This window comes from Streptomyces sp. NPDC050534 (assembly GCF_044457745.1).
Lineage (GTDB): Bacteria > Actinomycetota > Actinomycetes > Streptomycetales > Streptomycetaceae > Streptomyces.
Map to the genome: position 1 here is coordinate 219,995 of NZ_JBITHF010000001.1, position 23,475 is coordinate 243,469.

23 protein-coding genes and 1 pseudogene are annotated in these 23,475 nt (G+C 72.0%); 11 read left to right on the forward strand and 13 right to left on the reverse strand.

Annotated features, from left to right (window positions below):
• Positions 1 to 79 precede the first annotated feature (79 nt).
• Entirely contained in the window at positions 80 to 1,306 is a 1,227-nt protein-coding gene (locus ACIBN2_RS01080) for an acyl-CoA dehydrogenase family protein (protein WP_399131956.1), read from the forward strand.
• A 59-nt stretch (positions 1,307 to 1,365) separates the two neighbouring features.
• Here the strand turns inward: ACIBN2_RS01080 and ACIBN2_RS01085 are convergent, their stop codons facing one another.
• Both ACIBN2_RS01085 and ACIBN2_RS01090 read right to left on the reverse strand, forming a co-directional pair.
• Positions 1,366 to 2,046 carry a response regulator gene (locus ACIBN2_RS01085; RefSeq protein ID WP_399131959.1) on the reverse strand — a complete coding sequence of 227 codons (681 nt, stop codon included), beginning with the start codon at positions 2,044 to 2,046 and terminating at the stop codon, positions 1,366 to 1,368.
• The gene (locus ACIBN2_RS01090) at positions 2,015 to 3,337 is read right to left on the reverse strand and encodes a sensor histidine kinase (RefSeq protein ID WP_399131960.1); all 1,323 of its coding nucleotides are present in this window, start codon (positions 3,335 to 3,337) and stop codon (positions 2,015 to 2,017) included. Before ACIBN2_RS01090 ends, ACIBN2_RS01085 begins: the two co-directional genes overlap by 32 nt.
• Positions 3,338 to 3,509: 172 nt before the next feature.
• Here ACIBN2_RS01090 and ACIBN2_RS01095 point away from each other — a divergent pair, with 172 nt between their 5' ends.
• Both ACIBN2_RS01095 and ACIBN2_RS01100 read left to right on the forward strand, forming a co-directional pair.
• Positions 3,510 to 4,295, forward strand: coding sequence for an ABC transporter ATP-binding protein (locus ACIBN2_RS01095; protein ID WP_399131961.1), 786 nt, complete (start codon positions 3,510 to 3,512; stop codon positions 4,293 to 4,295).
• Complete coding sequence (locus tag ACIBN2_RS01100) at positions 4,295 to 6,859, forward strand: FtsX-like permease family protein (protein ID WP_399131962.1); 2,565 nt, start codon at positions 4,295 to 4,297, stop codon at positions 6,857 to 6,859. The genes ACIBN2_RS01095 and ACIBN2_RS01100 overlap by 1 nt, the downstream gene beginning before the upstream one ends.
• Before the next feature lie 2 nt (positions 6,860 to 6,861).
• Here the strand turns inward: ACIBN2_RS01100 and ACIBN2_RS01105 are convergent, their stop codons facing one another.
• From ACIBN2_RS01105 to ACIBN2_RS01115, 3 genes and pseudogenes are all read right to left on the reverse strand, one after another.
• A complete protein-coding gene (locus ACIBN2_RS01105) occupies positions 6,862 to 7,383 on the reverse strand; it encodes a cupin domain-containing protein (RefSeq protein WP_399131963.1) in 522 nt (173 codons plus the stop codon).
• A gap of 7 nt (positions 7,384 to 7,390) precedes the next feature.
• On the reverse strand, positions 7,391 to 8,605 hold the full coding sequence (locus tag ACIBN2_RS01110; RefSeq protein WP_399131965.1) for a cytochrome P450: 1,215 nt from the start codon (positions 8,603 to 8,605) through the stop codon (positions 7,391 to 7,393).
• A 6-nt stretch (positions 8,606 to 8,611) separates the two neighbouring features.
• Positions 8,612 to 9,685, reverse strand: a pseudogene (locus ACIBN2_RS01115) (type III polyketide synthase); the annotation flags it as partial.
• Positions 9,686 to 9,862: 177 nt separating this feature from the next.
• Here ACIBN2_RS01115 and ACIBN2_RS01120 point away from each other — a divergent pair.
• On the forward strand, positions 9,863 to 10,522 hold the full coding sequence (locus ACIBN2_RS01120) for a transcriptional regulator (protein WP_399131966.1): 660 nt from the start codon (positions 9,863 to 9,865) through the stop codon (positions 10,520 to 10,522).
• A gap of 3 nt (positions 10,523 to 10,525) precedes the next feature.
• Here the strand turns inward: ACIBN2_RS01120 and ACIBN2_RS01125 are convergent, their stop codons facing one another.
• From ACIBN2_RS01125 to ACIBN2_RS01150, 6 genes are all read right to left on the reverse strand, one after another.
• Complete coding sequence (locus ACIBN2_RS01125) at positions 10,526 to 10,762, reverse strand: DUF6213 family protein (protein WP_399131968.1); 237 nt, start codon at positions 10,760 to 10,762, stop codon at positions 10,526 to 10,528.
• Positions 10,763 to 10,787: 25 nt separating this feature from the next.
• Positions 10,788 to 12,182 (reverse strand): NADP-dependent succinic semialdehyde dehydrogenase, encoded by a 1,395-nt coding sequence (locus ACIBN2_RS01130; RefSeq protein WP_399131969.1) that lies wholly within the window; start codon positions 12,180 to 12,182, stop codon positions 10,788 to 10,790.
• 78 nt (positions 12,183 to 12,260) lie between these two features.
• On the reverse strand, positions 12,261 to 12,737 hold the full coding sequence (locus tag ACIBN2_RS01135; RefSeq protein WP_399131970.1) for an NUDIX domain-containing protein: 477 nt from the start codon (positions 12,735 to 12,737) through the stop codon (positions 12,261 to 12,263).
• Positions 12,734 to 14,272, reverse strand: coding sequence for an ATP-dependent DNA ligase (locus ACIBN2_RS01140; RefSeq protein WP_399131971.1), 1,539 nt, complete (start codon positions 14,270 to 14,272; stop codon positions 12,734 to 12,736). Before ACIBN2_RS01140 ends, ACIBN2_RS01135 begins: the two co-directional genes overlap by 4 nt.
• A gap of 158 nt (positions 14,273 to 14,430) precedes the next feature.
• Positions 14,431 to 14,742: an ArsR/SmtB family transcription factor gene (locus ACIBN2_RS01145; protein ID WP_399131972.1), complete on the reverse strand. Its 312-nt coding sequence runs from the start codon at positions 14,740 to 14,742 to the stop codon at positions 14,431 to 14,433.
• 184 nt (positions 14,743 to 14,926) lie between these two features.
• Positions 14,927 to 15,919, reverse strand: a complete 993-nt coding sequence (locus ACIBN2_RS01150; protein ID WP_399131973.1) for an NAD(P)/FAD-dependent oxidoreductase — start codon at positions 15,917 to 15,919, stop codon at positions 14,927 to 14,929.
• 81 nt (positions 15,920 to 16,000) lie between these two features.
• On the opposite strand from ACIBN2_RS01150, the gene ACIBN2_RS01155 reads away from it, so the two are divergent.
• The 6 genes from ACIBN2_RS01155 to ACIBN2_RS01180 all read left to right on the forward strand — a co-directional run bounded on the left by ACIBN2_RS01155 (position 16,001) and on the right by ACIBN2_RS01180 (position 21,274).
• On the forward strand, positions 16,001 to 16,612 hold the full coding sequence (locus ACIBN2_RS01155) for a helix-turn-helix domain-containing protein (protein ID WP_399131975.1): 612 nt from the start codon (positions 16,001 to 16,003) through the stop codon (positions 16,610 to 16,612).
• 95 nt (positions 16,613 to 16,707) lie between these two features.
• On the forward strand, positions 16,708 to 17,685 hold the full coding sequence (locus ACIBN2_RS01160) for an NADPH:quinone oxidoreductase family protein (protein WP_399131976.1): 978 nt from the start codon (positions 16,708 to 16,710) through the stop codon (positions 17,683 to 17,685).
• Entirely contained in the window at positions 17,682 to 18,863 is a 1,182-nt protein-coding gene (locus ACIBN2_RS01165; RefSeq protein WP_399131977.1) for an acyl-CoA dehydrogenase family protein, read from the forward strand. The genes ACIBN2_RS01160 and ACIBN2_RS01165 overlap by 4 nt, the downstream gene beginning before the upstream one ends.
• Positions 18,860 to 19,933 carry an acyl-CoA dehydrogenase family protein gene (locus ACIBN2_RS01170; RefSeq protein WP_399131978.1) on the forward strand — a complete coding sequence of 358 codons (1,074 nt, stop codon included), beginning with the start codon at positions 18,860 to 18,862 and terminating at the stop codon, positions 19,931 to 19,933. The genes ACIBN2_RS01165 and ACIBN2_RS01170 overlap by 4 nt, the downstream gene beginning before the upstream one ends.
• Before the next feature lie 171 nt (positions 19,934 to 20,104).
• Complete coding sequence (locus ACIBN2_RS01175; RefSeq protein WP_399131979.1) at positions 20,105 to 20,968, forward strand: phosphatidylinositol-specific phospholipase C/glycerophosphodiester phosphodiesterase family protein; 864 nt, start codon at positions 20,105 to 20,107, stop codon at positions 20,966 to 20,968.
• A gap of 111 nt (positions 20,969 to 21,079) precedes the next feature.
• On the forward strand, positions 21,080 to 21,274 hold the full coding sequence (locus ACIBN2_RS01180; RefSeq protein WP_399131981.1) for a hypothetical protein: 195 nt from the start codon (positions 21,080 to 21,082) through the stop codon (positions 21,272 to 21,274).
• Between the two features lie 3 nt (positions 21,275 to 21,277).
• Here ACIBN2_RS01180 and ACIBN2_RS01185 read toward each other — a convergent pair whose 3' ends face one another.
• Positions 21,278 to 22,486, reverse strand: coding sequence for a phosphodiester glycosidase family protein (locus tag ACIBN2_RS01185; RefSeq protein WP_399131982.1), 1,209 nt, complete (start codon positions 22,484 to 22,486; stop codon positions 21,278 to 21,280).
• A 180-nt stretch (positions 22,487 to 22,666) separates the two neighbouring features.
• A complete protein-coding gene (locus ACIBN2_RS01190; protein ID WP_399131984.1) occupies positions 22,667 to 23,044 on the reverse strand; it encodes a DUF779 domain-containing protein in 378 nt (125 codons plus the stop codon).
• A gap of 147 nt (positions 23,045 to 23,191) precedes the next feature.
• On the opposite strand from ACIBN2_RS01190, the gene ACIBN2_RS01195 reads away from it, so the two are divergent.
• Complete coding sequence (locus tag ACIBN2_RS01195) at positions 23,192 to 23,473, forward strand: hypothetical protein (protein WP_399131985.1); 282 nt, start codon at positions 23,192 to 23,194, stop codon at positions 23,471 to 23,473.
• Positions 23,474 to 23,475 lie beyond the last annotated feature (2 nt).

Consider the following 23,475-nt stretch of genomic DNA (forward strand, 5'->3'; position numbering starts at 1 on the left):
GAGTTGACTTTTCCTACCCACGGGTAACACATTAGTGTTACCGCTAGTAACACGTATATGTACCGCCGCTGGAGGGGACATGGCCGAGTTCACCATGGAGCTCAACGACGAACAGAAGGAGGTCCGGGACTGGCTGCACGGCTTCGCCGCCGACGTCATACGGCCCGCGGCCGCCGAATGGGACGAGCGTGAGGAGACTCCCTGGCCTGTCATCCAGGAGGCCGCGAAGGTAGGCATCTACTCCCTCGACTTCTACGCCCAGCAGTACTTCGACCCCACCGGGCTCGGTATCCCGATGGCGATGGAGGAGCTGTTCTGGGGCGACGCGGGCATCGCACTGTCGATCGTAGGCACCGGGCTGGCCGCCGTGGGCGTTCTCGCCAACGGAACCGAGGAGCAGATCGGCACCTGGATCCCGCAGATGTACGGCGATGCCAACGATGTAAAGGTAGCCGCCTTCTGCTCCTCCGAGCCCGACGCCGGCTCCGACGTGGCCTCCATGCGCACGCGTGCCGTGTACGACGAGGCCAAGGACGAGTGGGTGCTCAACGGCACGAAGACCTGGGCGACCAACGGCGGCATCGCCAACGTCCACGTCGTGGTCGCGGTCGTCGACCCCGAGCTCGGCTCCAAGGGCCACGCGTCCTTCATCGTCCCGCCCGGCACCCCGGGCCTGTCCCAGGGCCAGAAGTTCAAGAAGCACGGCATCCGTGCCTCGCACACCGCCGAGGTGGTCCTGGAGGACGTGCGCGTCCCCGGGTCCTGCCTGCTCGGCGGCAAGGAGAAGCTCGACGAGCGCTTCGCCCGGGCCCGGGAGCGGGCCAAGGCGGGCGGCGAGCGCGTGAAGAACGCCGCCATGGCGACGTTCGAGGCGTCGCGCCCGGCCGTCGGCGCGATGGCGGTGGGCACCGCCCGCGCCGCGTACGAGGTCGCCCTCGACTACGCCAAGACCCGCGAGCAGTTCGGCCGCCCGATCATCGACAACCAGGGCATCGCCTTCCAGCTGGCCGACATGCGGACGCAGATCGACGCGGCCCGGCTGCTGGTGTGGCGCGCCTCGTGGATGGCGGTCAACGGCAAGCCGTTCACCGCGGCCGAGGGCTCGATGTCCAAGCTCTACGCGAGCGAGACAGCGAAGAAGGTCACCGCACAGGCCATCCAGATCCTCGGCGGCAACGGCTACACCCGCGAGTACCCGGTCGAGCGGATGCACCGCGACAGCGCGATCTACACCATCTTCGAGGGCACCAGCGAGATCCAGCGCCTGGTGATCGCGCGGACGCTCGCCGGGATGCCGATTCGCTGACCGCTCGGGCTTGACGGGACACTGCGCCGCCGCGGTTCGTCTGCGGCGCCGCCGTCCCGTCAGGTGACCGGGCGGCCTCCGCGCGGGACCACCAGGCCGCTGTCGTACGCCAGGATGACGGCCTGGACCCGGTCGCGGAGGCCGTACTTGTCCAGGATGTGGGCGATGTGCGTCTTGACCGTCGTCTCGCCCACGCCGAGCTCGACCGCGATCTCCGCGTTCGACAGGCCGCGGGCGAGCGCGCGGAGCACGTCGAGTTCGCGGCCGGTGAGGGCGTCGAGCCGGCGGGGCACCGGCTCCTCGTCGGGCGCCCCCAGGTGCGCGAACCGGTCGAGCAGCCGGTGGGTGATGCGCGGCGAGAGCACGGCGTCGCCGTCGGCGACCGTGCGGATCGCGCCCACCAGGGAGTCGGCGGGACCGTCCTTCACCAGGAACGCGCTGGCTCCGGCCCGCAGCGCGTCCACCACGTGGGCGTCCAGGTCGAACGTCGTCAGGATCACGACCCGGCTCTTCGACCCGGACCGCACGATGCGGCGCGTGGCCTCGACCCCGTCCATCCCCGGCATGCGGATGTCCATCAGGACGATGTCCGGCTTCAGTGCCTCGGTGCCCGCCACGGCCTCGTCGCCGTCCGACGCCTCGCCCACGACGTCGATGTCCGGCTCCGATTCGAGGATGAGCCGGAACCCCGTCCGGATCATCGGCTGGTCATCGACCAGCAGGACGCGGATGACCTGCATACGCGGAGTGCCCTTCGTGCCGTGGTGCGGAAGCGGTGACGGATGCGGGAACGGATGTGGACGGGGGGAGGGGAATGACGGCGTGCACGCAGTAGCCGCCGCCGGGCCGGGTTCCCGTGTGCAGGGAACCGCCCACGGCCCCGACACGCTCGCGCATGCCGACCAGGCCGTGGCCGGCGCCGTGCGCCGCGACCGGGGTCCGCACCGGCTCGCCGTCGGGCCGGGGCCCGTCGTCGCACAGCCGCACGCTGAGCCGCTCCGGCTCCCAGGCGATCTGGAGCGCGGTCCGGGTGCGGCCCGCGTGCTTGAGGGTGTTGGTGAGCGCCTCCTGCACGACCCGGTACACCGTCAGATGTGACCCCGCGGGCAGTTCGGCGGGCGTGCCGGTGGTGCGGTGGTCGACCTCGAGCCCGGCCGCGCGTACCGATTCCACCAGCGCGGGCAGGGCCTCGATGGTGGGCTGCGGCGGCTCCTTGCTCGGGTCGCCCGCCGGGTCCTCCTCGGTGCGCAGCACGTCGAGCAGGCGGCGCAGTTCGGTGACGGTGGCCCGGCCCGTCTCCTCGATGGTGCCGTGCAGTTCGTGGGCCTTGCCCGCGTCCCGCTCCTGGACCCGGTCGGCGGCGATGGTCTGCACGACCATCAGGCTGACGTTGTGCGCGACGATGTCGTGCAACTCGCGGGCGATCCGGGCCCGTTCCTCCATGACCGCGGCCCGCGCGTTCGCGGCCTGCTCCCGCTCCAGGGCGGCGGCCCGCTCCAGCGCCTGGTCGCGGATGGCCGCGCGCGCCCGGGTGAGCCGCCCCAGCGCCCAGGCGGCGACCAGCAGCACCGTTTCCGTGAACAGCGCGGTGATCCGGTGCCCGGCCCGGGCGAGCACCGCCTCGTTCACGGCCGCCGCGGGGATGAGCACCGCACCGACCAGCGTGGCGACCCTCGGCGTGCAGCGCATCGCGGTCAGGAAGACGGCCGTGGCGACGGCGACGTAGGTGGGCCCGATGGACGTCCCCTGGGGCCCGGACAACTCGGGCACGTAGTGCAGGCTCTGGAGCACGCCCGCGGACACCGCCGCCACCAGCAGCGCGGGCAGCGGGAAGAGCCGGTGCAGGGCCACGGGCAGGGTCGTCAGCAGGACGAGGACGGCGAAGTACGCGTCCGGCGACCGCAGTTCGGGACCGCCCGGCGGCATCGCCACCGGCAGGGCCAGGCATCCGGCGGTCAGCAGCAGGGCCAGGGCCGCGTCGGTGACAGCCCGGGGTATCGGGCGTCCCGCGAGCGACTCCATCCGGTCCATGCCACCACCGTAGACGGATCTCCTGTGCCCGTGATCTCCCCTGGGGTGGAAAGCCCGTGGCCGCTCTCCTCCCAGGAGAGTCCTCCGCAAGGAGGAGACGCCCCGCCACCTCGCCCGACCGGCCGAGACACCGGTTCAGCGGCACGGCCGAGGCCAAGTTCCCTCACCGCCGATGCACTTGAGGCATCACCCACGGACAGTCGCACGAGGAGTCACGGTGCTCGCAAGCCGGTACGCGGTCCAACTCACGGACGTGACGAAGCGGTACGGGGAGGGACCGGACGCCGTCCTGGCCCTCGACAAGGTCAGCGCGGGCATCGAGTCCGGCACCTTCACGGCGGTGATGGGGCCGTCGGGCTCCGGCAAGAGCACGTTCCTGCACTGCGCGGCCGGCCTCGACCGGCCCACGGCGGGCGAGGTGCGCCTCGGCGACCAGGAGCTCTCGGCGCTCAGGGAGCGGCGGCTGACGGAACTGCGCAGGACCCGGATCGGCTTCGTCTTCCAGGCGTTCAACCTGCTCCCGTCGCTGACCGTCGAGCAGAACATCACGCTGCCCCTGCGGCTGGCCGGACGGCAGCCCGAGCAGACCTGGCTGGAGCACATCGTCACCGCCGTCGACCTGGGCGGGCGGCTGAACCGCTTCCCCGCGCAGCTCTCCGGCGGCCAGCAGCAGCGGGTCGCGATCGCCCGCGCCCTGGTCACCCGGCCCGAGGTGATCTTCGCCGACGAGCCCACCGGGGCGCTCGACCCGGAGACGGCACGGGACATCCTGGTCCTGCTGCGCCAGGCCGTGACCGATCTGCACCAGACGGTCGTGATGGTCACGCACGATCCGGTGGCCGCCGCCCACACCGACCAGGCGCTGTTCCTCAGCGCCGGACGCATCGTCGACGGCCTGGTCGCCCCCGGCGCGGACCGGGTCGCGGAGGTCATGTCCGGCCTGCGGAGGGCGGTGTGATGCTGAGCCTCGCACTGAGCACCCTCAAGGCCCGCAAGGGCGGATTCGCCGGCACCTTCGTCGCCCTGCTGCTGGGCGCCGCCGTGCTCGGCGCCTGCGGCGTCCTGCTGGAGTCGGGCATCCGGGCCGGCTCCTCTGCCGAGCGGTACGCGGCGGCCGACGCGGTCGTCACCGGCCGGCAGGAGGTCGAGCTCACGCTCAAGGACCTGGACGGCTCGCCCCTCCACGAATCCCAGCCGCTGCCCGAACGCGTCCCCCTGCACCGCTCCTTGGCCGACCGGCTCCGACGGGCCGACGGCGTCCGTACGGTGATCGAGGACGACGCCGTGGCCGTACGCCTGGCGGACGCCCACGGCAGGCCCGTAACCGGCCGCCACGGCACGGCACTTCAGGCCCACAACTGGTCCGGCCTGCGCCTCGGCGACTTCCGCGTCACCGAAGGCCGCGCACCGCGCACGGCCGGGGAGCTCGTGCTGGACGCCGAACTCGCCGCACGCGCGGGCGTCGGCCCCGGCGACGAGGTCCGGCTGATGACCACGTCCGTGCCGCGCACCTACACCGTCGCCGGACTCGTCGCGCTGAAGGACGGAGGTGCCCCGCGCCGGTCGGTGGCATTCCTGCCGGATGCGGCTGAACGTCAACTCAGGCCCACCATGGACGCGTTCGGCGTCCTCGCCGAGCCGGGCACCTCGCCCGGACAGCTCGCGGACGCGATCCGTTCCGCGCTCGACGACGACCGTATCGCCGTGCACACCGGCGACGGACGCGGCCGCGCGGAGTTCCTCGACGTCGTCGTCAGCGGCTCCAACCTGGTGGTGCTGGCGGCCGCCGTCGGCGGCAACGTCCTGCTCATCGCCGTCTTCGTCCTCTACGCCACCACGTCACTGTCCGTCCGGCACCGCCGCCGCGAGATCGCCCTGCTGCGCGCGATCGGCACCACACCCGGCCAGATCCGGCGCATGCTGGCCGCCGAGGCGGCCGCCACGGGGCTCGTCGCCGGGGTGCTGGGCTGTCCGCTCGGGCTGGCCCTCGTGTACTGGTTGCGCGACCGGTTCGCCGGACACGGCATCGTGCCGCCCGACTTCCCGCTCGCCGTCAGCCCGTTGCCGTTCCTGGCGGCGATCCTGGTGACCGTGCTGACGGCCCTGGCCGCCGTCCAGGTCTCCGCCCTGCGCGCGACCCGGATCCGGCCGACGGAAGCCCTCGGCGAGGCCGCCGTGGAGCGTCCCGATCTGGGCCGGGGGCGCAGGATCACCGGCTGGGTGCTGCTGTCGCTCGCGGCCGGGACCTTCGTCACCGGGCTGGCGCAGCACGCCGACTTCTTCACCCTGGTCGGACTCGCCAACTCCCTCGTGCTCATCCTGGTGATCGCCACCGCCGTCCTCGGCCCGCTGCTCTGCCGGGCGGCCGTACGGCTCCTGGCGCCCCTTCTCGACCGGACCGGCGTCACCGGCTACCTCGCGGCCGCCAACACCCGCGCCAACGTGGGCCGGCTGGCCGGCGCGATCACCCCGCTCGTGCTCGCCGTCTCGTTCGCCTCGACCGTGGTCTTCACCCAGACCACGGCGTTGCGGGAGTCCTCCGACCAGGTGCGCGCCGGCCTCGTCGCCGACCATGTGCTCACGGCGCCCGACGGGGTGTCGCCCGACCTGGCCGCGAGGGCGCGGCAGTTGAAGCAGGTGAAGTCGGCCACCGGACTGGTGAAGTCCAAGGTCGTCGCCGCGGGCCGACTCCTCGGCGCTCAGGAGGCCGTCTCGCTCGGTGCGCAGGGCGTGGACCCCGCCGCGCTCGGCTCCACCCTCGACCTGCACGCCCGCGACGGCGACCTGTCGGCCCTGTCGCCACGCACCCTGGCGATCAGCACCACCGCCGCGTCCTGGCTCGGCGTCGGCGTCGGCGACACCGCTCGGCTCCACCTCGGCGACGGCACCCCCTTCGCAGGCAAGGTGATCGCCGTCTACACACGGGGATTCGGCTTCGCCGACGTCACCCTCGACCACGACCTCCTGCTCGCCCACACCACCCGGAAGACCGACGCGTCCGTCCTCGTCCGCTCCGCCCCCTCGGCGCACGGCCTCACCCGGGCCCTGTCCGGCCTCGCGGCGGCGTACCCCGGCACCGAGCTCCGCGACGGCCTCGCCGTCGACGACCAGTTGGCGGAGCAGCGCGCCAACGCCTGGGTCAACTACCTCGTCGTGGGCCTGATCATCGGTTACACCGCGATCACCGTCGTCAACACCCTCGCGATGGCCACGGCCGCCCGCCGCCGGGAGTTCGCTCTGCTACGCCTCTCCGGCACCGCACGCCGCCAGGTCGTCGGCATGATGCGCAGGGAGAGCGCGGTCGTCGTGCTGGCCGGGGTGGGGCTCGGCACGCTGCTGGCGGCCTTCCCGCTGACCCTCGTCGCCGTCGGCCTGGGCGGCTCCCCGTGGCCGTCCGTACCGGGCCTCGGCTACCTGGCGGTCGCGGGCGTCACCGCGGCCCTGGCCATCGCGGGCACGATGGTGCCGACCCGGGTGCTGCTGCGGATCCGCCCGGTCGAGGCGATCGGTGCCGGGGAGTGAACTCAGCGGTGCCGCAACGGAGTCAGCTGCTCGATGTCGTAGCGGGCCCGGAGTTCCTCGATCGCCGTGTGGTCCGGTGGGCCGTCGTTGCCGAGGATCTCCAGGAGTTCCTCGAAGTAGCGTTCGTGGTCCGGCGGCGGGGAGGCCTGGAAGAACATCTTCGCGGGGGTGTCCGTCGGGTTGGCGAACGCGTGCGGGCAGCCCGGCGGTACGACGATGACCGTGCCCGGGGTCGCGCGCACCACCCGGCCTCCCGAACCGGACTCCCAGGTCTGCCAGTTGTCGGGGGTCCGGATGCGCGGCTCGAAGGCGAGGACGTCCAGCTCGCCGTCGAGGACGTAGAACAACTCCTCGCTGCGGGTGTGCACATGGGCGCCGACGTCGAAGCCGGGCGGGACCTCCACCTCGAAGGTGGAGGCGGTGCGCGAGTGGGTGCCGGTGACCTTGAACGTCACGCGCTGGGCCGGGGTCTGGACGACCCTGCCGTGGCCCGGCGGCACCAGCAGGCCCTCCGTGGCGGTCACCGGAGCGTCACCACGTGACCGGCAGGGCTTCGGGACCGCGGATCAACGCGCCCTTCTTGAAAGGCACCTGGTCCGGCGGCACGGCCAGCCTCAGCCCCGGCACCCGGTCCAGCAGCGCGTCGACCAGCAGCTCGGACTCCAGCCGCGCCAGCATGTTGCCGGGGCAGAAGTGCGGGCCGAAGCCGAAGGACACATGCGGGTTCGGGCTGCGGGCGAAGTCGATCGTCTCCGGGTCGGGGAAGACCTCGGGATCGCGATTGGCGGCCAGGTAGGAGACGTAGACCGGGTCGCCCGCCCGGATCCGCACGCCCCTCACGTCCACGTCCTCCAGGGCGATGCGGGACAGGCCGACCGCGTTGCGGTGCGGGATGTAGCGCAGCATCTCGTCGATGGCCCGCGGGCGGATCTCCGGTTCGGCGCGCAGCCGTTCGGCCAGCTCCGGGCGGGTCAGCAGGAGGTAGAACATCTGGCCGCTGTTGTTGGTGACCGCCTCGCCGCCGATCTGGAGGAGCACGGCGAGACCGACGGCCTCCTGCATGGTGATCTCGCCGCGCCCCACCGCCGCACCGAGCAGGGAGGCGACGTCCTCGCCCGTGGAGCCCTCCCGCAGGCCGATGAGATCGTCGAAGTAGGCGCCCATCGCGTGCTTGGCCTTCTCGCTCACCTGCGCGCCCTGCGAGGAGGACAGGATGAGCTGGGTCCAGGTGTGCATGCTGTGCCGGTCGGCGGCCGGGACACCCATCAGCTCGCAGATCACCGCGATGGGGAAGGGGCTGAGGACCGTCGCGGTGAGATCGGCGGGCGGGCCGTCCTGGAGCAGCTCGTCCACCAGCTCGCCGAGCATGAGCCGCGACCGCTCACGGATCCGCTCCACGCCCTTCGCCGTGAAGGCGGCGGCCACCGAGCGGCGCAGCCGTGTGTGGTCCGGCGGGTCGAGGAAGCCGACCGCCCCCCGCTCGGGGATGAAGTGCGGGGCGAGCCGGGTGACCGGCTGGTCCATGACCGCCTCCCGGCCGAAGCGCGGGTCGTTGGTCACCATGCGTACGTCGTCCAGACGCGTGACCAGCCAGGCCCAGCCCTCGCCGTTGGGCAGCCGGATGCGGGTGACGGGTCCCTCGGCCATCAGCTCGGTCAGCACCGGGTCGAAGTCCAGGCCGGTCAGGTCGAGGGCCGGCCAGTGCCGGACCGGGGGCACGGTCCCGGTGAGGGTCTCTTCGGTCATGTCCGCTCACTCCGTCCCTTCGCCCGGGCGGCGCCAGCGGCCCAGGGACATCTCCGCGGTGATGCCGGGGCCGAACCCGGCCAGCAGCCCGCGCGCCCGGTGCTGGGCGCCGCCCTCGTCGAACAGCCGGCGCAGCGCGTCGAGCACGACGGCGCTCGCGATGTTGCCGTACTCGGTCAGCGTGGCCCGGCTGAACCGGAAGGCGTGCGGGTCCACCTGCAGGAACTTGCTGAGGTCGTCCAGAATCCGGGGACCGCCCGCGTGGATGATGTAGAAGTCCAGGTCGGAGGCGTCCCAGCCGTGTCTCCCGGCCAGTTCCTGGAGCGCCGGCGCCAGCGGCTCCATGGTGCCCGGGACCCGCTTGTCCAGCAGGAAGTGGAAGCCGGTGGCCCGGACGTCGTACATGATCCATTCCTCGGTCTTGGGGATCAGGTACGAGCCGTTGCGCTCCAGCTCGATGCCCTCACCGCCCTGTCCGCGCACCACCGCGGCGGCGATCCCGTCGCCGAACAGGCCGTTGGAGAGCAGGGATCCGATGCCCAGGTCGGTGGGCTGGTAGCACAGCGAGCAGAACTCGCAGGCGACGATCAGCACGTTCGCGTCGGGGTAGGCGCGGCAGAAGTCGTGCGCCCGGTTGATCGCCGCGCCGCCCGCGGCACAGCCCAGCTGGGCTATGGGTATCTGGCGGGTGGTGCTGTCGAAGTCCATCGAGTTGATCAGCCAGGCCGTGAGCGAGGGCATCATGAAGCCCGTGCAGGACACGTAGACGATCACGTCGATGTCGGTGGTCAGGAGCTCGGCCTCGTCGAGCGCCCGCTGGACGACGGCGGGCACCCGCGCCTTCGCCTCGTACTCGTAGACCTTGTTGCGGTCCTCGAAGCCGGGGTGCTTCAGGGTCTCTTCGATGGGCTGCACGATGTGCCGGGTACGCACACCGGTGTTCTCGATCAGCCGGAGGGCCAGCGGCAGTTGTGGATGGTCGGCGTGGCGGGAGCGAGCGAGCTCCAGCGTCTCCTCCATCGTGATCACGTGCTCTGGTACGGACACCGAGGGCCTGCACAAAGTCGCCATGAACCGTGCCTGCTTTCGCCGTCCGGAAGGCCTGCGGCCCCCCGGTCAGAAAGGTGGTTCACCTCTGGGGGTGGTTCACTCACGATCACCCGACGGGGCGACTATCTCGCGTCGGACTACTCCGAATCGGGGACACCGTGCAAGGGTCGGATCAGCAGCCCCGCATCCGAGACCACGGAGGACGCGATGACGCGTACGGCCACGGAACTGCTGGAAACAGCGGCCAGGACACTGGCCCCGGACCCGCACGCCAACCCCCTCGTGCCGTTGATCGCCCGCGGCGAGGCATCCCGCGACGTCCTGGCGACGCTCGCCCTGGAGCAGCAATGGGTGATCCCCGCGGACCGCACCGCGTTCCTGCATCTGGCGCAACGGACGGATGAGCCCGACGTCGCCGCCTTCTTCGAGATGCTCGCCGAGGGCGAGACGCTGGCCGGGCAGCGCCTGGAGTCGTTCGCGGCGGCCTGCGGCGTGGACGAGGCGCGCTCCCGCGCCTACGACCCGCTGCCCGGCTGCCAGGCCTACCCGGCCTGCATCGCTTGGCTGGCCCTCAACGTCTCCCCGGCCGACGCGGTCGTGGCGATCACCGCCAACTTCTCCGCCTGGGGCGGCTATTGCGCCACCATCGCCGAGTCCCTGCGCACCCACTACGGCTTCAAGCCCGACGACTGCGCCTTCTTCGACTTCTTCGCCGAGCCCTCCCCGGAGCTGGACCGCAAGGCCACGGCCGCCGTCCAGGCATCCCTGGACATGCGCGGTATCGACGAGGAACAGGCGTACAGGTACGGCCGCCTGCTGCAGAGCTACGAGTCCCTCTTCTGGACCACCCTGCAGCAGCTCACCTGACGGCTACGGAGCACCCCCGCTGCTGTGCGCGATGCACGCCACATCGATCCGGTCAGCCAGTTTGGCCAGCTCGATGGTCAACGCCGCCACCGTGTCCTCGTCGAGCCCCGCGTCCCCGGCCTCGACGAGATGCAGCCACCTGCCACCGACCGTCCGCAACAACTTGCTCACATCGGCGGCAGCCACCTGCAAGGTCCCGCGGTCGTCGACGATCAGAGGCAGAGTCACTTCGCGGTTCACAGACGGGATGTTAGCCGCGCAGCACTCACGCACCGTGCCAAACCGTGGTGATGTTGCAGAACTCGCGGATTCCGTGCCCGGACAGCTCACGCCCGTACCCGGACCGCTTGACCCCGCCGAACGGGAACGCCGGGTGCGAGGCGGTCATCCCGTTGACGAACACGCCTCCGGCCTCCAGATCCCGTACGAAACGGTCGACCTCGGCGTCGTCCCGCGTCCACACGTTCGAACTCAGGCCGAACGGCGAGTCGTTGGCGATCAGCACCGCCTCGTCCAGGTCGGCCGCCCGGTACAGCGTGGCGACCGGCCCGAAGGCCTCCTCGCGGTGGATGCGCATCTCACGGGTGATGTCGGCGAGCACCGTCGGGGGGTAGTACCAGCCGGGCAGCTCCGGCCGCCGCAGCCGGTGGCCGCCGCACAGCAACGTGGCGCCGCTGCGCGTGGCGTCGTCGACCAGCTCCTCGAGGTCGTCCCGGCCCTGCTCGCTGGAAAGCGGCCCGACCTCGGTGTCCTCCTCCATCGGGTCGCCGACCTTCAGCGCCTTCATGCCCGTCACGAACCGTTCGGCGAAGGCGTCGTAGACGTCGGTGTGGACGATGAACCGCTTGGCGGCGATGCACGACTGCCCGTTGTTCTGCACGCGCGCGGTGATCGCGATCCGGGCGGCCCGGTCGATGTCGGCGGACGGCATGACGATGTACGGGTCGCTGCCGCCCAGCTCCAGCACCGTCTTCTTGACCATGTCCCCGGCGGTGGAGGCGACCGCGCGTCCGGCGGGCTCGCTGCCGGTGAGGGTGGCCGCCTTGACGCGCTCGTCGCGCAGGATCTCGTCGACGGCGGCGGAGCCGATCAGCAGGGTCTGGAAGCAGCCCTCCGGGTGGCCCGCCCGGTGGAAGAGGTCCTCCAGGAACAGGGCGGTCTGCGGGACGTTCGAGGCGTGCTTGAGCAGGCCCACATTGCCCGCCATCAGCGCGGGGGCAGCGAACCGGACGACCTGCCAGAGCGGGAAGTTCCACGGCATCACCGCGAGCACGGGGCCGAGCGGCCGGTAGCGGACCAGGGCCCGGGAGGCGCCGGAGTCCTTGACGTCGGACTCCGCGGGCTCCTCGTCGGCGAGGAGTTCCTCGGCGTGGTCGGCGTACCAGCGCATCGCCTTGGCGCACTTGGCGGCCTCCGCGCGGGCCTGCTTGATCGGCTTGCCCATCTCGGTGGTCATCACCCGGGCGATGTCCTCGCCGCTCTCGTCGAGCAGGTCGGCGGCCTTGTGCATCAGGCGGGCACGCTCGGCGAACGTCGTCGTGCGATACGTGCGGAACGTGGCCTCCGCGAGCTGGAGCCGCCGCTCGAGCTCCTCCTCGCCCATGGCCTCGTACGTCTTGAGCGTCTCGCCGTTCGCCGGGTTCACCGTCGCGATGGGCATGGCTGACCTCCTCAGGGCGGGCTTGAATCGACCTTCCCGCGCGGCGCCGCCGATCGCAACGCGTGGGCGGCTGTGCGGTTACCGCGGACCTTCCGAGTGCTCAGCGAGGCGGTCGAGAAACGCGGCCTGCGCCTTGACGATCACCTCGCGGGCGGCGTCGAGCCCGAACCAGGCCACCCGGTCCAGCTCGGGGAACTCCTGTGTCCGCCCGGAGCGCGGCGGCCACTCCATCTCGAACGTGCCCGGGGTGATCGCCGCCGGATCGAGGTCGGCCCGCAGCGCCCAGGCCGTCACCGTCTTGCCGCCCGACTGCCGGACCTCGCCCAGCTCCAACGCCTCGCCGTCGGGCGGCGGCAGTCCGAGCTCCTCCTGGAACTCGCGCCGGGCCGCGTGCCAGGCGGTCTCCTCCTCGGGCACGTACTCGCCCTTCGGTACGGACCAGGCGCCGGCGTCGCGCTTGGCGAAGAAGGGGCCGCCCATGTGGCCGAGCAGCACCTGGAGCCCGTCGCCGGTGTGCCGGTACAGCAGCAGGCCCGCGCTGTGCCTGCCGCTCACGGCCGCACCTCCGGGTGCGCGGCCAGCAGCGTCTCGACCGTGTCCGCCTCCTCGGGCCGCTTGTCCTCGCGGTAGCGGACCACGCGGGCGAAGCGGAGGGTGACGCCGGCCGGATAGCGGGTGGACTTCTGCAGGCCGTCGTAGGCGATCTCGACGACGAGTTCGGGGCGTACGGTCACCACGTAGCCGCTGCTGTCGACGGCCAGTTCCTGCAGGCGTTCGGTCTGCCAGGTGAGCATCGCGTCGGTCATGCCCTTGAAGGTCTTGCCGAGCATGGCGAAGGAGCCGTCGGCGGTGCGGGCGCCGAGGTGGAGGTTGGAGAGCTTGCCGGTGCGGCGGCCGTGGCCCCACTCGGCGGCCAGGACGACGAGGTCCAGCGTGTGCACGGGCTTGACCTTCAGCCAGGACGCCCCGCGCCGGCCCGCGCTGTAGCCGGCGTCCAGGCCCTTGACGACGACGCCCTCGTGGCCGCGCTCCAGCGTCGCGGCGAGGAAGCCCTCCGCCTCGGCCACGTCGCCGGGGCCGGACACCAGGGCGCGCCGCACCCGCATCGGCTCGGGGACCAGCCGGGCCAGTTCGGCGTGCCGCTCGGCGAAGGGCAGGTCGAGCAGGTCGCGGTCGTCGACGGACAGCGCGTCGAAGAAGACGGGCGAGACGGGCACGGTCTCGGCTGCCGTCGCCACGTCGACGCGTGAGCCGACCCGCCCGGCCGTCTCCTGGAAGGACCGGGGCCGCCCGTCCTCGCCGAAGGAGATCACCTCGCCGTCCAGGATGAACCGCTGCCCGGTCAACTCCATTGCGGCAGACGTGACCTCGGGCAGCCGGTCGGTGATGTCGTCGAGCGTACGCGTGTAGATCCGTACGGCGTCGCCGTCCCGGTGGACCTGGACGCGGATGCCGTCCAGCTTCTCCTCGACCGCGCACGCGCCGAGCTTGCCGACCGCCTCGGCGACCGACGAGGCACTGTGCGCCAGCATCGGCAGGACCGGGCGGCCGACGGTGAGCCGGAAGCGGTCAAGGGCCGCGGGGCCGTCGGCGAGCAGCGCCTGCGCCACCGACTGGAGGGAGCCCGCGAGCATCACCGCCCGGCGCACGTCCGCGGACGGCGCCTCGGTCGCCTGCGCCAGGCCCTCGACGGCGACGGCGTCCAGGGCTCCCTGGCGCACCTCGCCGGTGAGCAGCCCGAACAGGAACCGCTGCTCCTCCTCGGTGGCCGCGCCCAGCAACTCGCCGACCAGCCGGGCCCGTTCGGCCTGGGAGCCGGCGCCCGCCACCTTGCTCAGACCGGAGAGGAGCGCGTCCACCTCGCGCACGGTGAGCGAGGGCTCCGCGGCCGGTTCGACAGGGCGGCCGAGCACCTTCCAGCCGACGCCGATCCTGCCCTGGGGCAGCCGTCCCGCCAGATACGGGATCACGATGGGCACGTCGTCCGCCTCGGCGTCCCGGAACAGCTCGGCGAGCAGAGCGATCTTCCGGGACCGCGCCGAGGTGGCGGCGACCTCCTGGGACACCTGGGCCAGGCGGGCTAGCAGCATGCAGCCATCCTGCAACGCGCTCCGCCGGTATACACCCGGACGAACGGGCCGTGTGTCGTCCGCGGGCCCGTCGCGGCCGGTCGCGCCCGCGATGGGGGTCCCCCGCTCGAGCGAAGCCGAGAGTGGGGGAGGAGCCGCACCGCGGCACAGGCCCGCGCCTAGCCTGCACCGACCACGGCCTGGATCAGGCCCGGGAACCGGCGGTCCAGGTCCTCTTTGCGCAGGCGCATGTACAAGCCGTTCCCGGCGTCGCGCTGATACACCAGGCCCGCCTCGCGGAGCACTCGCCAGTGGCGGGTGCGGCCGGACTTGCCCACCGGCAGATCGAAGGAGGCGCACAGCCGCTCTTCGTCCGGCCGTTCGGCCAGCTCGGCCACGACGCGACGCCGGTTCGCGTCGGCCAGCGCCAAAAGGATGGGCCCGACCTCCAGCTCTTCGGCACGTGGATGCGCCAACTCGCCCGCCGTCATCGCTTCACCCCTACTTCACCCCTCGACAAGGTACGCGCTCACGCGTACCTTACTAAAGGTACGCGCCTCTGCGTACCTTACCGCTCCGGGGGAGTCATGCCTGTACCCGAGTCGCCGCGTCGTGGAGTCCTGTCGCGCATCCGCAGGTCACTGCGCAAGCTCCTGCTCACCGACCACTCACCCTTCATGACCCTTTGAGCCGATGGGAGTCGCCGTCCTGGAGCGCCGCGTCGAGGTCGGCCATCAGCAGCTCCCCGTTGATGGTGGCGCCCGCGCGGTAGCCGCGGCTCGCCGCGTTGACGACCTGCTCGGCGAAGCCGGACGCGTTGCCCGCGGCCCACAGGCCGGGCACGCTCGTCAGGCCGCGCTCGTCGATCACCGGGTACGCGCCGAACGGCGTCTCGTACAGCTCGGCGCCCAGCCGCACCAGCAGGTCGTTCTGCGGGACGGCGCGCGGCGCGACGAACAGCACCGACCGCTCGTGGGTGGCGCCTCCCCCAGAGGGGGTGCCCCCAGCCAGGCGCACCCCGGTCAGCCGGTCGTTCTCGACGGTGAGGCCGGCCACCTCGCCCGGCACGACCTCGACCCCGGCGGCGGCGAGCCTGCGCAGGTCGTCGTCCGACAGCTCCCGCTCGGTGACCTTGTGCAGGAAGAACGTCACGTCCTTGGACCACTGGGACACCATCAGCGCCTGGTGCACGCTCATCGCAGTGGTGGCCAGCACGCCGAAGGGCTGGTCGCGCACCTCCCAGCCGTGGCAGTACGGGCAGTGCAGCACGTCCCGGCCGAAGCGCTCGGCGACTCCGGGAACGTCCGGGAGCTCGTCCTTGAGGCCGGTGGCGATGACGAGCGCGCGGGCGTGGACGGTGCGGCCGCCCGCCAGTGTCACGGCGAAGTCCCCGCCGTCCCCGTCCCGTGTGGCGTCCACCGCCCGGTCCCGGACCAGGTCGACGCCGTAGCGTGCGATCTCCTCGCGGCCGACGGCCAGGAACTCCGCGGGCGCCATGCCGTCCCGGGACAGGAAGCCCTGCATATGGGCGGCGGGCGCGTTGCGCGGTTCACCCGCGTCGACGACCATGGTACGGCGCCGGGCCCGGCCCAGGACCAGGGCGGCGGAGAGCCCCGCCGCCCCGCCTCCGACGACGATCACTTCGTACTTCTCGGTCTTGTCCGTCATGGGTGACCACCTCCTGGCCCCGACCGTCGCGCGACCGCTGCCACATTGACAAATGTGTTTGCCGAAACTGCAATGAAGGGCATGACGGACGACACGGAGACGACGGACGGCACCGAAGAGGTCCTGGCGGAGGTCGGCCCCCGGCTGCGCCGGATCCGCAAGGAGCGGGGTGCGACACTCGCCGGGCTCTCGGCGGCGACCGGGATCTCGGTCAGCACGCTGTCCCGCCTTGAGTCCGGGCTGCGCAAGCCCAGCCTGGAGCTGCTGCTGCCGATCGCGCGGGCGCATCAGGTGCCGCTCGACGAACTGGTCGGGGCCACGTCGCCCGCCGACCCGCGCGTGCGCTCCGAGCCGATCGTCCATTTCGGCCGCACGCACTGGCCGCTGACCCGCCAGCCCGGTGGTCTCCAGGCGTTCAAGGTGCTGGAGCCGCAGCGGCGGCTGGAGCCGGAGCCGCGGACGCACGAGGGCTACGAGTGGCTGTACGTGCTGTCCGGGAAGCTGCGGCTGGTGCTGGGCGACCACGACGTGGTGCTCACGGCGGGGGAGGCGGCCGAGTTCGACACGCGGGTGCCGCACTGGTTCGGCTCGACGGGGGAGGGTCCGGTCGAGTTCCTGAGCCTGTTCGGGCCGCAGGGTGAGCGCATGCACGTGCGGGCGCGGCCGAAGCGCAAGGGTGGCGAAAACGGCTGACGTCGGCTGTTCCCTCCGCGGCAAGCGACCGCTTAGTATGCGAGGGACCCCGGTCATGACTCCGGTCTGACGAAGCAGTCCCGTGGAGGCACCGCATGCAGGCATGGCAAGTGCACGAGAACGGCGAGCCGAGCGAGGTGATGCGGCTCGAGGAGGTGGAGCGGCCCACGCCCGGTGACGGCCAGGTCCTGCTGAAGGTGCGTGCCGCGAACATCAACTTCCCGGACGTGCTGATGTGCCGGGGCCACTATCAGGTGCGCCCGCCGCTGCCGTTCACGCCGGGCGTGGAGATCTGCGGCGAGACCGAGGACGGCCGCCGCGTGCTCGCCAATCCCGCGCTGCCGTACGGCGGTTTCGCCGAGTACGCCGTCGCGGACGCCGCCGCCCTGCTGCCCGCGCCGGACTCGCTGGACGACGCCGAGGCCGCCGCGCTGCACATCGGCTACCAGACGGGCTGGTTCGGCCTGCACCGCCGCGCCCACCTGGAAGCCGGTGAGACGCTGCTCGTCCACGCTGCCGCGGGAGGGGTCGGCAGCGCGGCCGTGCAGCTCGGCAAGGCGGCCGGGGCCACGGTCATCGGCGTCGTCGGCGGGGCGGACAAGGCCGCGGTCGCCCGCGAGCTGGGCTGCGACGTGGTGATCGACCGCAAGAGCGAGGACGTCATCGCCGCCGTGAAGGAGACGACCGGCGGCCGGGGCGCGGACGTGATCTACGACCCCGTGGGCGGCGAGGCCTACACCCAGTCCACCAAGGTCGTCGCCTTCGAGGGCCGGATCGTGGTCGTCGGCTTCGCGAGCGGCACGATCCCCAGCCCGGGACTCAACCACGCCCTGGTGAAGAACTACTCCATCCTCGGCCTGCACTGGGGCCTGTACGGCACCAAGAACCCGAAGCTGATCCTGCACTGCCACGAGCAGCTCACCGAACTGTCCGCCCGCGGCGCGATCAAGCCGCTGGTCAGCGAGCGCGTACCGCTGGACGGTGCCGCCGCCGCGGTGCAGCGCGTCGGCGACGGGGTGACCACCGGCCGGGTGGCCGTCGTACCGTCCCTCGCGAACGGAGCCGCAGCATGACCGACGCCGCCGAACTCAAGCGCCGTACGGCCGAGTTGCTGGCCGCGCACCCGCCGGCCGGCACCGACCGCCTGGACTTCCTCAAGGCGCGCTTCGACGCCGGGCTCTCCTGGGTGCACTACCCCGAGGGCCTCGGCGGACTCGATACTCCCCGCTCCCTCCAGGCCGTCGTGGACGCCGAGTTGGAGGCCGCCGGGGCCCCCGACAACGACCCGCGGCGCAACGGCATCGGGCTCGGCATGGCCGCCCCGACCATCCTCAAGTACGGCACGGAGGAGCAGAAGCAGCGCTATCTGCGGCCGCTTTGGATCGGCGAGGAGGTCTGGTGCCAGCTCTTCAGCGAGCCGGGCGCCGGTTCCGACCTCGCGGCGCTCGGCACCCGGGCCGTCCGTGAGGGCGACGACTGGATCGTCAACGGGCAGAAGGTGTGGACGTCCGGCGCGCACAACGCCCGCTGGGCCATCCTCATCGCCCGCACCGACCCGAACGTGCCCAAGCACGCGGGCATCACGTACTTCATCTGCGACATGACCGACCCCGGTGTCGAGGTCCGCCCGCTGCGGCAGATCACCGGCGAGGCCGAGTTCAACGAGGTCTTCCTGACCGACGTGCGCATCCCCGACTCCCGCCGCCTCGGCGGGATCGGCGACGGCTGGCGGGTCGCGCAGACCACGCTCAACAACGAGCGCGTCGCCATCGGCGGCATGCGGCTGCCCCGCGAGGGGGGCATGATCGGGCCGGTCGCCAAGACCTGGCGCGAACGCCCGGAACTGCGCACCCACGACCTGCACCAGCGGCTGCTGACGCTGTGGGTCGAGGCCGAGGTCGCCCGGCTCACCGGCGAACGCCTGCGCCAGCAGCTCGTCGCCGGGCAGCCCGGCCCGGAGGGCGCCGGCATGAAGCTCGCCTTCGCCCGCCTCAACCAGGAGATCAGCGGCCTGGAGGTCGAACTCCTCGGCGAGGAGGGCCTGTTGTACGACGACTGGACCCTACGCCGCCCCGAACTCGTGGACTTCACCGGCCGCGAGGCCGGCTACCGCTATCTGCGTGCCAAGGGCAACAGCATCGAGGGCGGGACCAGCGAGATCCTGCTGAACATCGTCGCCGAGCGCGTTCTGGGCCTGCCGTCCGAGCCGCGCACCGACAAGGACGTCGCCTGGAAGGACCTGGCCCGATGACCGATCTTCTCTACTCCGAGGAGGAAGAGGCGCTGCGGGCCGCAGTGCGGGACCTGCTCGCCGACCACTGCGACGCGCCCGGTGTCATCGCGCGCACCGAGTCCGACGCCCCGCACGACCTGGCGGCCTGGAAGGCGCTCACCGACGGCATGGGCCTGGCGGGCCTGCTGGTGCCCGAGGCGCAGGGCGGCCAGGGCGCCACGCACCGCGAAGCCGCCGTGGTCCTGGAGGAGTTGGGCCGCGCGGTCGCTCCCGTGCCGTACCTCTCCAGCGCCGTCGTCGCCACCGAGGCCCTGCTGGAGTGCGGGGACGAGGAGCTGCTGGGGCGGCTGGCCTCCGGGCGGACCGTGGGTGTGCTCGCGGTCGGGCTGCACCGGGCCCCCGGCACCGCCTTCCATTCCGTACGCCTGGAGAACGGCGCCCTGCACGGGGAGTTGCGGGGCATCGCCGACGCGGCGGCCGCGGACGTCCTGCTCGTGCCCGCCGAGGACGGCGGGCTGTACGCGGTGGACGCGTCCGACGCCGCCGTCACCCCGCAGGCGTCCCTCGACCTCACCCGGCCGCTCGCGACCGTCACCCTGAACGGGGCGCGGGCGCGCAGGCTCGGTGCCGCCGAACCCGCCGTCCGCCGTGCCCTGCTGGCCGGCGCCGGTCTGCTCACCTCCGAGCAACTCGGCCTCGCCGACTGGGCGTTGACGGAGACCGTGCGCTACCTGAAGGAGCGCAAGCAGTTCAACCGGCCCGTCGGCGGCTTCCAGGCGCTCAAGCACCGGCTCGCCCAGCTGTGGCTGGAGACCGTCAACCTCCGCGCGGCCGCCCGCAACGCGGCCGACGCGCTCGCCACCGGCAAGGACGTCGATGTGGCCGTCGCCGTCGCGCAGTCCTACGCGGCGCCGGTCGCGGTGCACGCCGCCGAGGAGGCGCTCCAGCTGCACGCCGGTATCGGCATGACGTGGGAGCACCCGATCCATCTCTACCTCAAGCGGGCCAAGGCCGACTCGATCGCCTACGGCACGGCCGGCGCCCACCGGTCCGCCGTGGCCGAACTCGTCGGTCTGCAAGCCCCCTGAGCCTCACCCGGTGAAGCCCGCCCCACCTGGGGCGGGCTTCACCGTGCGCCTGCGCGGAAGGAGTGAACAAGGGGCGGCAGTCCGGCCAACTCCTGGCATGTACAGGTTCATTGGGGACACATCCGTCCCATACTCCCTGTGGTTCCGACCCGCCCCACAGGGAGGCAGAACATGGCCCTCACCACCCGTCGCAGAGCCCTCGGCACGCTCGGCGCCGCACTCGCCGCCGTGCTCGCGCCGCCCGCCGGCAGCGCGTTCGCCGAGGGGAACAAGCACCGGCCGCGCCCGCTGTGGCGCGCCCACGCCCACAACGACTACGAGCACCCCCGCCCCCTCTTCGACGCCCTCGACCACCGCTTCGGCAGCGTCGAGGCCGACATCTTCCTCGTCCGCGACCAGCTCCTCATCGGCCACACCCCGGACGACCTGGACCCCACCCGCACCCTGGAGTCCCTCTACCTCGACCCGCTGGCCAGGATCGTCAAGGCCAACCACGGCTCCGTGTACCGCGGTTACCGGGGTCCCCTCCAGCTGCTCATCGACATCAAGACCGAGGGCTCGTCGACGTACCTCGAACTCGACCGCCATCTCCGGCGCTACCGGCACCTGTTCACGACGTACGCCCACGGCCGGGTGCACCGCGGAGCGGTCACCAACGTGATCTCCGGCGACCGCGCCGCCCGTACGCCGATGGAGGCCCAGACCGTACGGCGGGCCTTCTACGACGGCCGGCTCACCGACCTCGGGACCGCGGCGCCCGCCTCCTTCGTCCCGCTGATCAGCGACAACTGGCAGCTCAACTTCACCTGGCTCGGCGAGGGGCCGTTCCCGGACGCCGAGCGGCAGAAGCTGCGCGACATCATCGGCCAGGCGCACGAGCGCGGTCAGAAGGTGCGCTTCTGGAACACGCCCGACCTGGCGGGCCCGGCAAGGGACGCCCTGTGGACCGAGCTCCTCGCGGCCGGCGTCGACTACTTCAACACCGACGACCTGGCCGGTCTCGAAGCGTTCCTGGACGCCCACAAGGCGGCGTAGACACCACACGTTCGGAGGACAGGCCAGCCGCCCGGACGCACCCTCCGCTACGCCACACTTACGGCCGAACGCCGTGAACCGGACATGGCGGCGTGGCGGAGGAGGCCGACGATGGCGATTTCCATCTCTGTGGTGGTGCTGCTGCTGATCCTGGCGGTGGTCTTCGTGCGCAGTGGAGGGCTGAAGTTCTCCCACGCGCTGGTGTGCGCGCTGCTCGGCTTCTATCTCGCCAGCACGAGCATCGCGCCCACCATTCACAGCGGTGTCACCGCGACCGCGGAGATCGTCAGCAGCCTGCGGCCGTGATGGTCACGACCCGCTGAACACCCCGACGCCGTTGGGCACCGGGCGCTCCGCGTCGACGGACGGATGGTTGCGTACGGTCACTGCGGAGGCCCCCGGCGCGCGGGCGACCAGGGTCGTCGACCCGCCGCCGTCCAGGCTGAAGGCGTCGGCCGAACCCAGCGACCGCATGGCGGCGGCCACTTCGGCGATCGTCAGGCCCTTGCGGTACTCGGGCGCCCCGTCCAGCGCGAACAGGAACACACGCTTACCGCCGTCCGCGATTCCGACGGCCGTGCGTACGGCCGCGGTCGCATCGTCGAGCCCGGCCAGGGGCTTTCCGTCCTTGAGGACCGGGTAGCCGCCGAGCGCGAAGCTGTACGGGACGCGGGAGTGGGTGGCGACCAGCCCGTGCGTGACCTTCACCCGCTCGCCCTTGGACAACTTCCGCAGTCTCTGCGCGCCCGCCTCCCGGCCGACCAGGACCGTGGTGCCCTTGGCGATGGCGCCCGCGCCCGGGGCGTCCGACGTGGCGACGACCCGGTTGCCCCGGACCGTCACCTCGTAGGTGTCGGTGCTGCAGGGGGCGGCCCGGTCGGAGTCCGTGCCGCAGGTGGCGCGCACGCGGGAGACACTGCCCCAGTCGGAGGTGAAGGCGCCGATCGAACCCTCCGGCAGCGCGAACTGGTTGAGCCCGCCGAGCGGCAGCCGTCCCGCCGGCGTGCGGATCGCTCCGGTCAGGGTCATGCCGTCCAGCCGGGCCCTGCGGTCGGCGCCCACGCCGAGCACGTCCCGGGTGCTGGTGCCGGGCGGCAGCGCGGGCCCGAAGCGCTGCCCGTCGGGCACCGCCGCCTTGAGCACGTGCCCGTGCGCGATCGCCGGGCCGTCGGTCGAGCCGGTCGCCTCGACGCCCGGGTGCTGGGTCTCGGTGATGTTGAAGAAGTCGCCGTTGACGCCCGCGACGGCTCCCTGGGCGTCGGCCAGTCGGGAGACGGGTGCCCTGGCCGCCACCGCTCCCGGATAGAGCAGGCCCAGGTGTACGTGACGGTTGCGCAGGTCCACGGTGACCACATGGGCGTGGGTCAGGCCCTTGGCACCCTGGATGTCGTACTGCCGGTAGGTGACCCCCGGCGCGATCGCGGTGGAGCTCTGCACGGCGCCGGCCGGTGCCGCCCCCACCAGGGCCGCACCGGCCAGCGCGCCGAGTGCCGTGAGAAACGCCAGTGCGGATCTCACCGGCGTCCGAGCCGTTCTGTCCGACCTGAACGCCGCCGTCCTGTCCGAGCTGACTTCCGCTCTGTCCGATCTGACTGCTGCGGACCGTCCTTGACGATGCGTCACAATTCCCCCTGAGGAATCGTCAACTGTCTGGTGTCTCAGGGGAAGTGCAGCAGATCGGGGCGGGCCGCGGGATGGCTACGCGTCGACGACGCGAGAACGGGTGAGAAAACGCACCCCCTCGGGTGCTTCCAGGGAGAAGCCGCTGCCGCGGCCCGCCACGACGTCCACGATCAGCCGGGTGTGGCTCCAGACCTCGTACTGGCTGCGCGACATCCAGAACGTCACCGGCTCCACCACGCCCTCGACCTGCAGTTCGGCGAGCAGCACGTCCGAGCCTCCGGTGCGGAACTCGCCCTCCGGGTAGCACATGGGCGCGCTGCCGTCGCAGCAGCCGCCGGACTGGTGGAACATCAGCGGGCCATGGGTGGCACGCAGGTGCCGCACCAGATCGGCGGCCGCGGGCGTGAGTTCGACGCGCGGGATCTCCTCGTACTGCGGGGTCTGCTCAGCCATGCCACCAGGGGAGCACGGGCAAGGTTGCGAGAGGGTTGCACCGGCTCACTGGGACGGCCACGACACCGGACGGTCGGCGAAACGGCTTCCGCCGCCGAGGGCCCTGGTCCTATCGTCTGAGCCCGTGATCAGAAACGGCGTTCCCCTGTGGCGGGGGCGCTGGGCCGGTTCGGCTGGAGCGAGATCGCCGCCGTGCGCCTACGCGAGCAGCGGGTGCGCAACACCTCGCAGCGGTTCATCGAGCTGGTGCTGCACGATCCGGACGCCTATCTGGCTCGAGCGCCCAAGCTCGTCCGCAGCACCGCGTCCATGAACGCACGACTCGGCTTCGGTCCGGCCAGCATGGCAACGAACACCTTGACTGTGCCGCCCGAGGCGGTCCTGGACGCGATGCGGCGTCACTGCCCCGACCTCGCAGTACAGCGCTGAGC